13 protein-coding genes are annotated in these 13,348 nt (G+C 56.6%); 10 read left to right on the forward strand and 3 right to left on the reverse strand.

What is annotated here, in order from left to right:
- Positions 1-44 precede the first annotated feature (44 nt).
- From tatA to tatD, 4 genes are read left to right on the forward strand one after another with little or no spacing between them, the layout of a single operon-like run.
- Entirely contained in the window at positions 45-299 is a 255-nt protein-coding gene (gene tatA / locus L6R44_RS20460; RefSeq protein WP_023309609.1) for a Sec-independent protein translocase subunit TatA, read from the forward strand.
- Between the two features lie 3 nt (positions 300-302).
- Positions 303-845, forward strand: coding sequence for a Sec-independent protein translocase protein TatB (gene tatB, locus L6R44_RS20465; protein ID WP_237425254.1), 543 nt, complete (start codon positions 303-305; stop codon positions 843-845).
- Positions 846-847: 2 nt separating this feature from the next.
- Positions 848-1,618 carry a Sec-independent protein translocase subunit TatC gene (gene tatC, locus L6R44_RS20470; protein WP_032644776.1) on the forward strand — a complete coding sequence of 257 codons (771 nt, stop codon included), beginning with the start codon at positions 848-850 and terminating at the stop codon, positions 1,616-1,618.
- A gap of 41 nt (positions 1,619-1,659) precedes the next feature.
- Positions 1,660-2,442: a 3'-5' ssDNA/RNA exonuclease TatD gene (gene tatD / locus L6R44_RS20475; RefSeq protein WP_237425255.1), complete on the forward strand. Its 783-nt coding sequence runs from the start codon at positions 1,660-1,662 to the stop codon at positions 2,440-2,442.
- On the opposite strand, the gene rfaH is transcribed toward tatD, so the two are convergent.
- Complete coding sequence (gene rfaH, locus L6R44_RS20480; RefSeq protein WP_032644774.1) at positions 2,439-2,930, reverse strand: transcription/translation regulatory transformer protein RfaH; 492 nt, start codon at positions 2,928-2,930, stop codon at positions 2,439-2,441. The two genes, tatD and rfaH, sit on opposite strands and share 4 nt — an antisense overlap.
- A gap of 173 nt (positions 2,931-3,103) precedes the next feature.
- Here rfaH and ubiD point away from each other — a divergent pair, with 173 nt between their 5' ends.
- Both ubiD and fre read left to right on the forward strand, forming a co-directional pair.
- A complete protein-coding gene (ubiD, locus tag L6R44_RS20485; protein WP_237425258.1) occupies positions 3,104-4,594 on the forward strand; it encodes a 4-hydroxy-3-polyprenylbenzoate decarboxylase in 1,491 nt (496 codons plus the stop codon).
- Positions 4,595-4,636: 42 nt separating this feature from the next.
- Positions 4,637-5,338, forward strand: a complete 702-nt coding sequence (gene fre, locus L6R44_RS20490; protein WP_008501516.1) for an NAD(P)H-flavin reductase — start codon at positions 4,637-4,639, stop codon at positions 5,336-5,338.
- Between the two features lie 182 nt (positions 5,339-5,520).
- Here the strand turns inward: fre and fadA are convergent, their stop codons facing one another.
- Both fadA and fadB read right to left on the reverse strand, forming a co-directional pair.
- Entirely contained in the window at positions 5,521-6,684 is a 1,164-nt protein-coding gene (fadA, locus tag L6R44_RS20495) for an acetyl-CoA C-acyltransferase FadA (protein WP_032644771.1), read from the reverse strand.
- A gap of 9 nt (positions 6,685-6,693) precedes the next feature.
- The gene (gene fadB / locus L6R44_RS20500; RefSeq protein ID WP_032644770.1) at positions 6,694-8,883 is read right to left on the reverse strand and encodes a fatty acid oxidation complex subunit alpha FadB; all 2,190 of its coding nucleotides are present in this window, start codon (positions 8,881-8,883) and stop codon (positions 6,694-6,696) included.
- Positions 8,884-9,072: 189 nt separating this feature from the next.
- On the opposite strand from fadB, the gene pepQ reads away from it, so the two are divergent.
- The 4 genes from pepQ to hemG are packed head-to-tail and all read left to right on the forward strand — an operon-like array spanning position 9,073 to position 13,063.
- Positions 9,073-10,404, forward strand: a complete 1,332-nt coding sequence (gene pepQ / locus L6R44_RS20505; RefSeq protein ID WP_237425259.1) for a Xaa-Pro dipeptidase — start codon at positions 9,073-9,075, stop codon at positions 10,402-10,404.
- Positions 10,404-11,018, forward strand: coding sequence for an IMPACT family protein (locus L6R44_RS20510; RefSeq protein ID WP_032644768.1), 615 nt, complete (start codon positions 10,404-10,406; stop codon positions 11,016-11,018). The genes pepQ and L6R44_RS20510 overlap by 1 nt, the downstream gene beginning before the upstream one ends.
- Before the next feature lie 40 nt (positions 11,019-11,058).
- Positions 11,059-12,510, forward strand: a complete 1,452-nt coding sequence (gene trkH / locus L6R44_RS20515; protein WP_032644767.1) for a Trk system potassium transporter TrkH — start codon at positions 11,059-11,061, stop codon at positions 12,508-12,510.
- A gap of 10 nt (positions 12,511-12,520) precedes the next feature.
- Positions 12,521-13,063 (forward strand): menaquinone-dependent protoporphyrinogen IX dehydrogenase, encoded by a 543-nt coding sequence (hemG, locus tag L6R44_RS20520; protein WP_237425256.1) that lies wholly within the window; start codon positions 12,521-12,523, stop codon positions 13,061-13,063.
- Positions 13,064-13,348: the final 285 nt, after the last annotated feature.

Consider the following 13,348-nt stretch of genomic DNA (forward strand, 5'->3'; position numbering starts at 1 on the left):
TAATGCGACCTGACTCATTAATCATCTATCCCTGAGGAACATGTATGGGTGGTATCAGTATCTGGCAATTAGTCATTATTGCCGTCATCGTCGTGCTGCTGTTTGGCACCAAAAAGCTCGGTTCTATTGGTTCCGACCTGGGCGCGTCTATCAAAGGCTTCAAGAAAGCGATGAGCGATGATGAGAGCAAGCAGGATAAAACCAGCCAGGACGCTGACTTTACTGCTAAATCCATCGCCGACAAGCAGGAAGAAGCCAAAAAGGAAGACGCTAAACGCCACGATAAAGAGCAGGTGTAAGTCGTGTTCGACATTGGTTTTAGTGAGCTTCTGCTGGTCTTTGTGATTGGCCTGATTGTATTGGGGCCGCAGCGTCTGCCGGTGGCAGTGAAAACCGTTGCGGGCTGGGTTCGTGCGCTGAGATCGCTGGCATCGACCGTTCAGAATGAACTGGCGCAGGAGCTTAAGCTGCAGGAATTTCAGGAAAGCCTGAAAAAGGTTGAGAAGGCGAGCATGGATAACCTGACGCCAGAACTGAAAGCGTCAATGGATGAGCTGCGCGAAGCGGCGGAATCGATGAAGCGCTCCTATAGCGTTAACGACCCTGAAAAAGCGAGCGATGAAGCGAACACCATCCATAATCCGGTGGTGAAGGGCAGCGAGGCGCAGCGCGAGGGCGTGACGCCAGCCACCGCTGAACATCAGGCTGTCGCGCCAGAACAGACGCCTCAGGAAACCGAAGTGAAAAAGCAGGCGCAGCCGGAAGATCCGGCGGCAAAAACAGCGGAAGTGAAGCCCGCTGCGCCCGTTTCCGAATCATCCCCCTCGTCGAGTGATAAAGCGTAAACATGGCAGTAGATGATACTCAACCGCTGATTACGCACCTCATTGAGCTGCGTAAGCGCCTGTTAAACTGCATTATTGCGGTTTTACTCATATTCCTGTGCCTGGTCTATTTTGCCAACGATATCTATCAGGTGGTCTCTGCGCCGCTGATCAAGCAGATGCCGCTGGGCGCAACGATGATTGCAACAGACGTTGCTTCTCCGTTCTTTACCCCTATCAAGCTCACCTTTTGGGTGTCGTTGATTGCCTCTGCACCGGTCATTCTTTACCAGGTGTGGGCGTTTGTCGCGCCTGCGCTGTATAAGCATGAACGCAAGCTGGTGATACCGCTGCTGGTGTCCAGCTCGCTGCTGTTCTATATCGGCATGGCGTTTGCCTATTTCGTTGTCTTCCCGCTGGCCTTCGGCTTCCTGACGCATACCGCGCCGGAAGGGGTCCAGGTATCGACGGATATCGCCAGCTACCTCAGCTTTGTGATGGCGCTGTTTATGGCGTTTGGCGTGGCATTCGAAGTGCCGGTGGCCATTGTGCTGCTTTGTTGGGTTGGGGTAACGACCCCGGATGACCTGCGCAAGAAGCGTCCGTATATCCTGGTTGGCGCGTTTGTCGTCGGCATGCTGCTGACACCACCGGATGTGTTTTCCCAGACGCTGCTGGCCATACCGATGTACTGTCTGTTTGAGGTCGGGGTCTTCTTCTCCCGTTTCTACGTGGGTAAAGGGCGTCGCTCGGATGACGAAGACGATACGTCCGACAAGACCACTGAAGAGTAAAACCAGCCGCCCGTCAGGGCGGTTGTTACATGGGGATTTGCATGTTTGATATCGGACTCAACCTGACCAGCTCGCAGTTTGCGAAAGATCGCGATGAGGTGGTTGCGCGTGCGTTTGCCGCCGGGGTAAAAGGACTGCTGCTGACGGGCACCAACCTGCATGAGAGCGAGCAGGCGCAGCAGCTGGCACAACGCTACGATCGCTGTTGGTCTACCGCTGGCGTCCATCCTCACGACAGCAGCCAGTGGACCGCGGAGAGTGGAGACATCCTGTACAGGCTAGCGAAGACGCCAGACGTTGTGGCGATTGGCGAATGCGGTCTCGATTTCAACCGTAACTTTTCCACGCCTGAAGAGCAGGAAAAGGCGTTTACTGCCCAGCTTGCGCTGGCGGCAGAGCTTGAAATGCCCGTATTTATGCACTGCCGCGACGCGCATGAGCGTTTCCTGGCCCTACTGGATCCGTGGCTCGATAAACTGCCCGGCGCGGTACTGCACTGCTTCACGGGTTCCCGGCAGGAAGCGCTGGAATGTCTGGAGCGTGGGCTCTATCTGGGGATTACCGGGTGGGTTTGCGATGAACGCCGCGGGCTTGAACTTCGGGCGCTGTTGCCGGTAATCCCGGCTGACCGGCTGCTCCTTGAAACCGATGCACCCTATCTGCTCCCGCGCGATATGAAACCCAAACCGGCATCGCGGCGAAATGAACCCGCTTATCTCGGGCACATTGTAGAGAGCGTCGCGAAGTGGCGCGGAGACGATCCGGGCTGGCTTTCCGCGCAGACGGATGACAACGTGCGGAATCTGTTCGGGATAAGCGTTTAAAGCTTGCGGAAGTCGGTGTTTTTCACGCTCTGCAGCACCTGCTTGTTCAGCAGATTAAGCAACAGCATAGAGCGCGCTTCCCCGTCCGGTTCGGCAAAAATCGCCTGCAGGCCTTCGAACGCCCCTTCGGTAATCACGACGCTATCGCCTGTGTACGGGGTTTCGGGGTCGGTGATCCCCTCAGGCTGTTGATAAATCGACAGCTGGTGAATAACCGTCGACGGAACCATTGCCGGGTGAGCGCCAAAACGCACGAAGTGGCTGACGCCACGGGTTGCGCTGATGGTGGTGGTGTGGATGACTTCCGGGTCGAACTCCACGAACAGGTAGTTCGGGAACAGCGGCTCGCTGACGGTTGTGCGCTTCCCGCGCTGCATTTTTTCAAGCGTGATCACGGGCGTCAGGCAATTGACAGACTGACGTTCAAGATGTTCCTGCGCGCGCTGAAGTTGCCCGCGTTTGCAATACAGTAAATACCAGGCCTGCATAATCACTCTTTCCCTTAGTTCGGGGCGCAAGCATATCAAAACCCTGGCGGGATCGCTAAGTTGATTATAATGGGGGAAAATGGAACAGAACGCATAAGTTCACGCTTATTTAACAAAATTACAGCATCAAGCAGGCTTACGCCGTATAATGAAGCGCTTACAGAGAGGCCATGATTAACTGCATGAAATACCACGATCTCCGCGACTTCCTGACGCTGCTGGAAAAGCAGGGTGAACTCAAACGTATTACACTTCCTGTTGATCCCTATCTGGAGATGACAGAAATTGCTGACCGCACCCTGCGTGCCGGTGGCCCCGCATTACTGTTTGAAAATCCGAAAGGTTACGCCATGCCGGTGCTGTGCAACCTGTTTGGTACACCGCGTCGTGTTGCGTTGGGGATGGGGCAGGAAGACGTTACCGCGTTGCGTGAAGTGGGTAAGCTGCTGGCATTTCTGAAAGAGCCGGAGCCGCCGAAAGGCTTCCGCGATCTGTTCGACAAGCTGCCGCAGTTTAAGCAGGTGCTGAACATGCCCACCAAGCGCCTGCGCGGCGCGCCGTGCCAGCAGAAAGTGCTGGAAGGCGATGCGGTTGATTTGACCAAAATCCCTATCATGCAGTGCTGGCCGGAAGATGCCGCGCCGCTGATCACCTGGGGGTTGACCGTTACGCGTGGTCCGCACAAAGAACGCCAGAATCTCGGTATTTACCGCCAGCAGCTGATTGGCAAGAATAAGCTCATCATGCGCTGGCTGTCGCATCGCGGCGGCGCGCTGGATTTCCAGGAGTGGTGCGCTGCGCATCCGGGGGAACGTTTCCCGGTGTCCGTTGCGCTGGGCGCCGATCCGGCCACCATTCTCGGGGCCGTCACGCCCGTGCCGGATACCCTTTCTGAATATGCCTTTGCAGGCCTGCTGCGCGGCACGAAGACCGAAGTCGTGAAGTGCATCTCTAACGATCTTGAAGTGCCCGCCAGTGCTGAAATTGTGCTGGAAGGTTATCTTGAGCAGGGTGAAATGGCGCCAGAAGGCCCTTACGGCGACCATACCGGCTATTACAACGAAGTGGATCACTTCCCGGTGTTTACCGTGACGCACATTACGCAGCGTGAAGATGCGATTTATCACTCCACCTATACCGGGCGTCCACCGGATGAACCCGCGGTGCTGGGCGTGGCGCTGAATGAAGTGTTTGTGCCGATCCTGCAAAAGCAGTTCCCGGAAATTGTTGATTTTTATCTGCCGCCTGAGGGATGCTCGTATCGCATGGCGGTTGTTACGATGAAGAAACAGTACCCGGGTCATGCAAAACGCGTGATGATGGGCGTATGGTCTTTCCTGCGCCAGTTTATGTATACCAAATTTGTTATTGTCTGCGATGATGACGTAAACGCCCGCGACTGGAATGACGTCATCTGGGCCATTACCACGCGAATGGACCCGGCGCGCGATACGGTGTTAGTCGAAAACACGCCGATAGATTACCTGGATTTTGCCTCGCCGGTTTCCGGTCTTGGCTCAAAGATGGGACTGGATGCCACAAATAAATGGCCTGGCGAAACCGACCGTGAATGGGGTCGCCCGATCAAAAAAGATCCTGCCGTGACCGCGCGCATTGACGCGATCTGGGACGAACTGGCCATAATGAATAACGGTAAACCCTGAGCTGACCGTTAAGACCTATAGACTTCCCGACAGAGAGAGCGAATGACAACCTTAAGCTGTAAAGTGACCTCGGTAGATGCCATCACCGACACCGTATATCGCGTCCGTTTAGTGCCAGAAGCGCCATTCTCTTTCCGCGCGGGTCAGTACCTGATGGTTGTGATGGATGAGCGTGATAAGCGTCCTTTCTCTATGGCCTCAACGCCAGCGGAGCAGGAATTTATTGAGCTTCATATTGGTGCGTCAGAGCTTAACCTGTATGCGATGGCCGTCATGGACCGCATTCTGAAAGAACGCGAGATCGTGGTGGATATTCCACACGGTGACGCGTGGCTGCGCGATGACGAAGACCGTCCGCTGATCCTGATTGCGGGCGGTACCGGCTTCTCCTACGTGCGTTCTATTCTGTTAACCGCCCTGGCGCGTAACCCGGACCGTGACATCACCATTTACTGGGGGGGGCGCGAAGAGAAACACCTGTACGATCTCTCTGAGCTGGAAGCGCTGAGCGTTACTCATCCAAACCTGCGCATTGAGCCGGTGGTTGAGCAGCCGGAAGAGGGCTGGCGCGGGCGTAGCGGTACCGTGCTGACGGCGGTATTGCAGGATCACGGCACGCTGGCAGGGCATGATATCTATATCGCTGGCCGTTTCGAGATGGCGAAAATTGCCCGCGACCTGTTCTGTAACGAACGTGACGCGCGTGAAGACCGCCTGTTCGGCGATGCGTTTGCCTTCATTTAAATAAAAAACCCGCCCCTGACAGGCGGGAAGAACGGCAACTAAACTGTCTCTCTTCGCCAATGACGCCATAGCTGCGTTGGCTGCGCTCGTTCACCCGAATCACTTACTTGAGTAAGCTCATCGGGATTCGCTCGCTTGCCGCCTTGTTCTGACGTCATTGGCTTTGAGATACTTTTCCTGATTTACACTCTCTCAAACACCGTCGCGATACCCTGACCCAGCCCGATGCACATCGTTGCCAGACCAAACTGGGCATCTTTGCGTTCCATCAGGTTAATCAACGTTGTGCTGATACGCGCCCCGGAGCAGCCCAGCGGGTGACCGAGGGCGATCGCGCCGCCGTTGAGGTTAATTTTCTCGTCGATCTGCTCCATCAGCCCCAGATCTTTAATGCACGGCAGGATCTGCGCGGCGAAGGCTTCGTTCATCTCAAAGAGATCGATGTCGCTGGCAGTTAACCCCGCTTTTTTCAGCGCTAGCTTCGAGGCCGGAACCGGGCCGTAACCCATGATTGAGGGATCGCAGCCCACGACCGCCATGGAACGTACCCGAGCGCGAGGGGTTAACCCCAGCTCGCGGGCGCGGCTTTCGCTCATCACCAGCATCGCGGCGGCACCGTCGGACAGCGCCGACGAGGTTCCCGCCGTGACCGTACCTGTAACCGGATCAAACGCAGGGCGCAGGGTGGAAAGCGCTTCGACGGTGGTTTCCGGACGGATGACTTCATCGTAGCTGAACTGCTTCAGGACGCCGTCTGCGTCGTGACCGCCGGTCGGGATGATCTCATTCTTAAAGGCACCGGACTGCGTCGCCGCCCATGCGCGAGCGTGAGAGCGCGCGGCAAAGGCGTCCTGCATTTCGCGGCTAATGCCGTGCAGGCGGGAGAGCATCTCGGCGGTGAGGCCCATCATCCCTGCGGCTTTCGCCACGTTACGGCTCATGCCCGGGTGGAAATCGACCCCGTGGCTCATCGGCACGTGACCCATGTGCTCCACGCCGCCCACCAGGCAGGCCTGCGCGTCACCGGTCATGATCATGCGGGCCGCGTCGTGCAGCGCCTGCATTGACGAACCGCACAGGCGGTTAACGGTGACGGCCGGAACCGAATGCGGGATCTCCGCCAGCAGCGACGCGTTACGGGCGATGTTGAAGCCTTGCTCCAGGGTCTGCTGCACGCAGCCCCAGTAGATATCGTCCAGCGCAGCAGGATCCAGCGACGGGTTACGCGCCAGCAGGCTACGCATCAGGTGCGCGGAGAGGTCTTCCGCACGCACGTTACGGAATGCGCCGCCTTTTGAACGGCCCATCGGGGTGCGAATCGCATCAACAATGACAACCTTTTCCATTGTGACTCCTTAAGCCGTTTTCAGCTCGCCAACCGGACGGGCTGGCTCAACTGCTGGATAGTAGGGTTCGTTATGGCGCGCTTTATTACGCAGCCCTTCCGGTACCTCATAAAGCGGGCCCAGGTGCTGATACTGCTGAGCCATATCGAGGTAGCGGGCGCTGCCGAGCGTGTCCAGCCAGCGGAACGCGCCGCCGTGGAATGGAGGGAAGCCCAGGCCATAGACCAGCGCCATATCGGCTTCTGCCGGGCTGGCGATGATGCCTTCTTCGAGGCAACGCACCACTTCGTTGATCATCGGAATCATCATGCGGGCGACGATCTCATCGTCGGTAAAGTCGCGCTTCGGCTGACTGACGTCGGCCAGCAGGCCATCCACCACCGCATCTTCTTCTTTCTTCGGTTTGCCTTTGCTGTCTTCTTTATAGCGCCAGAAGCCGAGGCCGTTTTTCTGACCGAAGCGGTTAGCGTCGAACAGCGCGTCAATGGCGTCGCGATAGTCTTTCTGCATGCGCTGCGGGAAGCCTGCCGCCATTACCGCCTGGGCGTGGTGGGCGGTATCAATGCCGACCACATCCAGCAGATACGCCGGGCCCATCGGCCAGCCGAACTGTTTTTCCATCACTTTGTCGATTTTGCGGAAGTCCGCCCCGTCGCGCAGCAGCTGGCTGAAGCCGGCGAAGTAAGGGAACAGCACGCGGTTGACGAAGAAGCCCGGGCAGTCGTTGACCACGATCGGCGTTTTGCCCATCTTGCTGGCCCACGCCACCACTTTCGCGATGGTCTCGTCTGAGGTTTTTTCCCCGCGAATCACTTCGACCAGCGGCATACGGTGTACCGGGTTGAAGAAGTGCATTCCGCAGAAGTTTTCCGGACGCTTAAGCACGCTCGCCAGTTCGCTGATTGGAATGGTGGAGGTGTTGGAGGCGAGCACGGTATCCGGGCGAACCTTGTCTTCCGTTTCCGCCAGCACCGCTTTTTTGACTTTCGGGTTCTCGACGACGGCTTCGACCACTACGTCGACACGATCGAAACCGCTGTATTCCAGCACCGGCTGAATGGTGGAGATCACCCCTGCCAGCTTCAGGCCGTCAATTTTTCCGCGTTCCAGCTGTTTGTTCAGCAGCTTGGCCGCTTCGGTCATGCCCAGCGTCAGGGATTTCTCGCTGATGTCTTTCATCACCACCGGCACGCCTTTCCAGGCCGACTGGTAGGCGATGCCGCCACCCATAATGCCCGCGCCGAGTACCGCCGCGTGTTTTGGCGTCTCAACGTTTTTGGTCAGCTGTTTGGCTTTGCCTTTCACGAACTGATCGTTGAGGAAGATACCGACCAGCGCGCGGGCTTCGTTGGTGTGCGCCAGCGGGACAAAGCTTTGGTTTTCCAGCTTCAGCGCCTCATCGCGACCGAGACGGGCCGCCGCTTCAATGGTTTTCACCGCCGCGATCGGCGCCGGGTAGTGTTTACCCGCCGTCTGCATCACCATGCCTTTGGCGATGGTGAAGCTCATGGTGGCTTCAATCTTGCTGAGTTTTAACGGCTCCAGCTTCGGCTGGCGTTTGGCTTTCCAGTCGAGATCGCCGTTAATTGCCTGACGCAGAATGGCGAGTGCGCCTTCAACAAGCTTCTCTGGTTTGACAACGCCGTCGACCAGGCCAATTTTCAGCGCCTGTTCTGCGCCGACATCTTTACCCGCGGCGATGATCTCCAGCGCGCTGTCGGCACCCAGCATACGCGGCATACGCACGGAGCCGCCAAAGCCCGGCATGATGCCCAGCTTGGTTTCCGGCAGGCCGATGCGCAGGTCCGGCGTCGCCAGACGGTAGTCGGTCGCCAGCACGCACTCGCAGCCACCGCCCAGCGCATAGCCATTGACGGCGGAAAGGGTCGGGACAGGCAGATCTTCCAGACGATTAAAGACGCTGTTGGCGAAGTGCAGCCACTGGCTCAGCTGTTCTTCCGGAACCAGGAAAAGCGAAAGGAACTCGGTGATATCGGCACCGACAATAAAGGCCGCTTTGTTCGAGCGCAGCAGCAGCCCTTTCAATTCAGGTTGTTTTTCAAGAACGTCGAGCGCCTGGCCAAGACTGGCCACCGTCGCGGTATCGAGCTTGTTCACTGAGCCGGGGGCATCGAACACCAGTTCGGCAATGCCATCTTCCAGCCAGTTGAGGTACAGGGTGTCGCCTTTGTAGAGCATGTCAGTCTCCTGAATCCAGCAATTGGATCTGGTCATACCAGATGAATCGGAGTGTGGGATTTATGTTAATAAAATGCAAATTACTCATTAAGAAAATGCTGCATTGATCACGGTCGGTGGAAATCACGCAGGCGGAGTGAGGTGTGCTAAGATGCGATGACTTGAGGTCAAAAAACGAAAGGAATAATGATGGACTCACTGGCTTCGCTTTATAAAAATCATATCTGTACCCTACAGGAACGTACCCGCGATGTACTGGCCCGCTTTAAGCTGGATGCGCTACTGATCCACTCCGGCGAGCTGATGAATACCTTTCTGGATGACCACGCTTATCCGTTTAAGGTGAACCCGCAGTTTAAGGCCTGGGTGCCGGTGACGCAGGTTCCTAACTGCTGGCTGCTGGTGGATGGCGTGAACAAGCCGAAACTGTGGTTCTACCTGCCGGTTGATTACTGGCACAACGTTGAGCCGCTGCCGACCTCTTTCTGGACGGAAGAGATTGAGGTGATTGCGCTGCCAAAAGCGGACGGCATTGGCGGCCAGCTGCCTGCCGCGCGTGGCAACATCGCCTATATTGGCCCTGTGCCGGAACGTGCATTAGGCCTGGATATTGCGGCAGACAAACTCAACCCGAAAGGGGTGCTGGATTACCTCCACTATTACCGCGCGTATAAAACCGACTACGAACTTTACTGCATGCGTGAAGCGCAAAAGACCGCGGTGAACGGTCACCGCGCGGCGCATGAGGCGTTCCAGTCAGGGATGAGCGAGTTCGATATCAACCAGGCGTATCTGACCGCCACCGGCCATCGCGATATCGACGTGCCTTACAGCAATATTGTCGCGCTAAACGAGCATGCTTCCGTACTGCATTACACCAAACTGGATCACCATGTACCGTCTGAGATGCGCAGCTTCCTGCTTGACGCTGGCGCCGAGTACAACGGCTACGCGGCCGATCTGACCCGTACCTGGGCAGCTAACGCGGATACCGATTTCGCACAGCTGATCAAAGACGTGAACGAAGAACAGCTGGCGCTGATTGGCACCATGAAGGCGGGAACCAGCTATGTGGATTACCACATCCAGTTCCATCAGCGCATCGCAAAACTGCTGCGTAAGCATCAGATTGTGAAAGACATGAGCGAAGAGGCGATGGTCGAGAACGATCTGACCGGGCCATTCATGCCGCACGGCATTGGCCACCCGCTGGGCCTGCAGGTTCACGACGTCGCGGGCTTTATGCAGGATGATACCGGCACGCACCTGGCGGCACCGTCTAAATATCCTTACCTGCGCTGCACCCGTATTCTGGAGCCGCGCATGGTGCTGACGATTGAACCGGGGATCTACTTCATCGAATCCCTGCTGGCGCCGTGGCGTGAAGGCCAGTTCAGCAAGCACTTCAACTGGGAAAAAATTGAGGCGCTGAAGCCGTTTGGCGGTATTCGCATCGAAGATAACGTCGTGATTCACGAGAACGGTATCGAGAACATGACGCGAGACCTGAAGCTCGCCTGATGGAAAGCTGGCTGATACCGGCTGAACCGGTCACCTTTGTTGAGGACATCAAGAAAAGCCGCTTTATTACGCTGCTGGCGCACACCGACGGCGTAGAGGCGGCAAAGGCGTTTGTTGAATCCGTTCGGGCTGAGCATCCTGACGCACGCCACCACTGCGTGGCGTGGGTGGCAGGGCCGCCGGACGATTCGCAGCAATTGGGGTTTTCCGACGACGGTGAACCAGCGGGTACGGCCGGTAAACCCATGCTTTCGCAGCTGATGGGCAGCGGCGTGGGGGAAATTACCGCCGTGGTGGTGCGCTACTACGGCGGCATTTTGTTAGGGACCGGTGGGCTGGTTAAAGCCTATGGCGGGGGCGTGCAGCAGGCGCTTCATATGTTGGTCACTGCCCGCAAAACGCCGCTTACCGAATATACTTTAGTATGCGATTACGCCCAGCTTTCGGGCATCGAGGCGCTGCTGAGGCAGTTTAACGGCGTCATCGCGCACAGTGAATATCAGGCGATGGTGCAATTACGCGTGGCGCTTCCTCAGGCGGAACTGGCTGCTTTTTCAGCTAAGCTGGCTGATTTTAGTCGTGGTTCGTTGCAATTGCTGCCGATTGAAGAATAATCCCCACCTCACTTTTTGAATACCAAAGGAAGCGGCAGAGATGCATTTTCGTGCCATAACCCGAATCGTTGGACTGCTGGTCATACTCTTTTCCGGGACGATGATTCTCCCTGGACTGGTGGCGCTTATCTACCGGGACGGCGCGGGGCGGGCATTTACCCAGACCTTCTTTGTCGCGCTGGCGATTGGCTCCCTGCTGTGGTGGCCGAACCGTCGTCAGAAAGGTGAGCTGAAATCTCGCGAAGGATTTCTGATTGTGGTTCTGTTCTGGACGGTGCTGGGGAGCGTGGGTTCGCTGCCGTTTATCTTCGCGGAACAGCCTAACCTGAGCATCACGGATGCCTTTTTTGAATCGTTCTCTGGTTTAACAACCACCGGGGCGACGACGCTGGTGGGGCTGGATTCGCTCCCGCACGCCATTCTCTTTTATCGCCAGATGCTGCAGTGGTTTGGGGGGATGGGGATCATCGTCCTCGCGGTGGCCATCCTGCCTATTCTGGGCGTGGGCGGCATGCAGCTCTATCGCGCTGAAATGCCCGGGCCGCTGAAAGACAACAAGATGCGCCCGCGTATTGCCGAGACGGCGAAAACCCTGTGGCTTATCTATGTCTTACTGACGGTGGCCTGTGCGCTGGCGCTGTGGTTTGCCGGGATGCCCGCTTTCGACGCTATCGGACACAGCTTCGCGACGATTGCGATTGGTGGGTTCTCCACTCACGATGCCAGCGTTGGCTACTTCGATAGCCCAACCATTAACACTATTATTGCCATTTTCCTGCTGATCTCCGGCTGTAACTACGGCCTGCACTTCTCTTTACTGAGCGGACGCAGCCTGAAGGTGTACTGGCGCGACCCAGAGTTCCGCATGTTCATTGGCGTCCAGCTGACGCTGGTTGTCATCTGTACCCTGGTGCTCTGGTTCCATGATGTCTACAACTCCGCCCTGACAACGCTAAACCAGGCCTTCTTCCAGGTGGTGTCGATGGCGACGACCGCCGGGTTTACCACGGACAGCATCGCGCGCTGGCCGCTGTTCCTGCCGGTGCTGCTTTTATGCTCTGCATTTATCGGGGGCTGCGCGGGGTCTACGGGCGGTGGCCTGAAGGTCATTCGTATTTTGCTGCTGTTTAAGCAGGGAAACCGAGAGCTGAAGCGCCTGGTCCACCCGAACGCGGTCTACAGCATCAAGCTGGGGAACCGCGCGCTGCCGGAACGTATCCTCGAAGCGGTATGGGGTTTCTTCTCAGCCTATGCGCTGGTCTTTATCGTCAGTATGCTGGCCATTATCGCGACGGGAGTCGATGATTTCTCCGCCTTTGCGTCCGTGGTCGCAACATTGAACAACCTCGGGCCTGGCCTGGGGGTGGTGGCGGATAACTTTGCCAGTATGAACCCCGTCGCGAAATGGATCCTCATCGCCAATATGCTGTTTGGCCGTCTTGAGGTCTTTACGCTGCTGGTGCTGTTCACCCCTACATTCTGGCGCGAGTAAGGAGCCGTTAATGAAAACACTGATTCTTTTCTCCACGCGAGACGGGCAAACGCGCGAGATTGCCGCTTACCTGGCATCTGAACTTAAAGAGCTGGGGATCTATTCGGATGTGGTAAACCTGAACCGTGCGGAGCAGATTGCCTGGCAGGATTACGATCGCGTGGTGATTGGCGCATCTATTCGTTACGGGCATTTCCACCCGGCACTGGATCGCTTTGTCAAAAAGCACACGGCGACGCTCAACGCGTTGCCTGGCGCCTTTTACTCGGTCAATCTCGTCGCGCGTAAAGCCGAGAAGCGCACGCCGCAGACCAATAGCTACACGCGCAAGTTTTTACTTAGCTCACCGTGGCAGCCGGACCGGTGCGCCGTCTTTGCTGGTGCGCTGCGTTACCCTCGCTACAAATGGTATGACCGCTTTATGATCCGCCTCATTATGAAGATGACGGGGGGAGAAACCGACACGCGTAAAGAAGTGGTTTATACCGACTGGTCTCAGGTTGCCAGTTTTGCGCGGGAAATCGCACATTTAACGGGCGATTCGCGACATTAATAAGCGTTAAGTTTGAAAAGTGAGCGAACGAAAAGTTTTTTGTATTTTGTGCTTGTCACGTCAGAATAACTCCCTATAATGCGCCTCCACTGACACGGAACAACGGCACGCAAGCCGCCGGGTCAGCAGAGATAAGCGAAAATAAACGCTTGACTCTGAAGCGGGAAAGCGTAATATGCAGACCCCGCGCCGCAGCGAAAACGAAGCGGCACTGCTCTTTAACAATTTATCAGACAATCTGTGTGGGCACTCAAAGTGACATGGATTCTTAATGTCTTCGGACAA

It is taken from the genome of Enterobacter cloacae complex sp. ECC445, assembly GCF_021892025.1.
GTDB classification, from domain to species: Bacteria; Pseudomonadota; Gammaproteobacteria; order Enterobacterales; family Enterobacteriaceae; genus Enterobacter; species Enterobacter chengduensis.

Bases quoted from the DNA above. Each gene is read 5' to 3' on its own strand.
- hemG (WP_237425256.1), top strand. From the start codon at position 12,521: ATGAAAACACTGATTCTTTTCTCCACGCGAGACGGGCAAACGCGCGAG.
- tatC (WP_032644776.1), top strand. From the start codon at position 848: ATGGCAGTAGATGATACTCAACCGCTGATTACGCACCTCATTGAGCTG.
- fadA (WP_032644771.1), bottom strand. From the start codon at position 6,684: ATGGAAAAGGTTGTCATTGTTGATGCGATTCGCACCCCGATGGGCCGT.
- tatA (WP_023309609.1), top strand. From the start codon at position 45: ATGGGTGGTATCAGTATCTGGCAATTAGTCATTATTGCCGTCATCGTC.
- pepQ (WP_237425259.1), top strand. From the start codon at position 9,073: ATGGACTCACTGGCTTCGCTTTATAAAAATCATATCTGTACCCTACAG.
- L6R44_RS20510 (WP_032644768.1), top strand. From the start codon at position 10,404: ATGGAAAGCTGGCTGATACCGGCTGAACCGGTCACCTTTGTTGAGGAC.
- fre (WP_008501516.1), top strand. From the start codon at position 4,637: ATGACAACCTTAAGCTGTAAAGTGACCTCGGTAGATGCCATCACCGAC.
- tatD (WP_237425255.1), top strand. From the start codon at position 1,660: ATGTTTGATATCGGACTCAACCTGACCAGCTCGCAGTTTGCGAAAGAT.
- rfaH (WP_032644774.1), bottom strand. From the start codon at position 2,930: ATGCAGGCCTGGTATTTACTGTATTGCAAACGCGGGCAACTTCAGCGC.
- fadB (WP_032644770.1), bottom strand. From the start codon at position 8,883: ATGCTCTACAAAGGCGACACCCTGTACCTCAACTGGCTGGAAGATGGC.
- trkH (WP_032644767.1), top strand. From the start codon at position 11,059: ATGCATTTTCGTGCCATAACCCGAATCGTTGGACTGCTGGTCATACTC.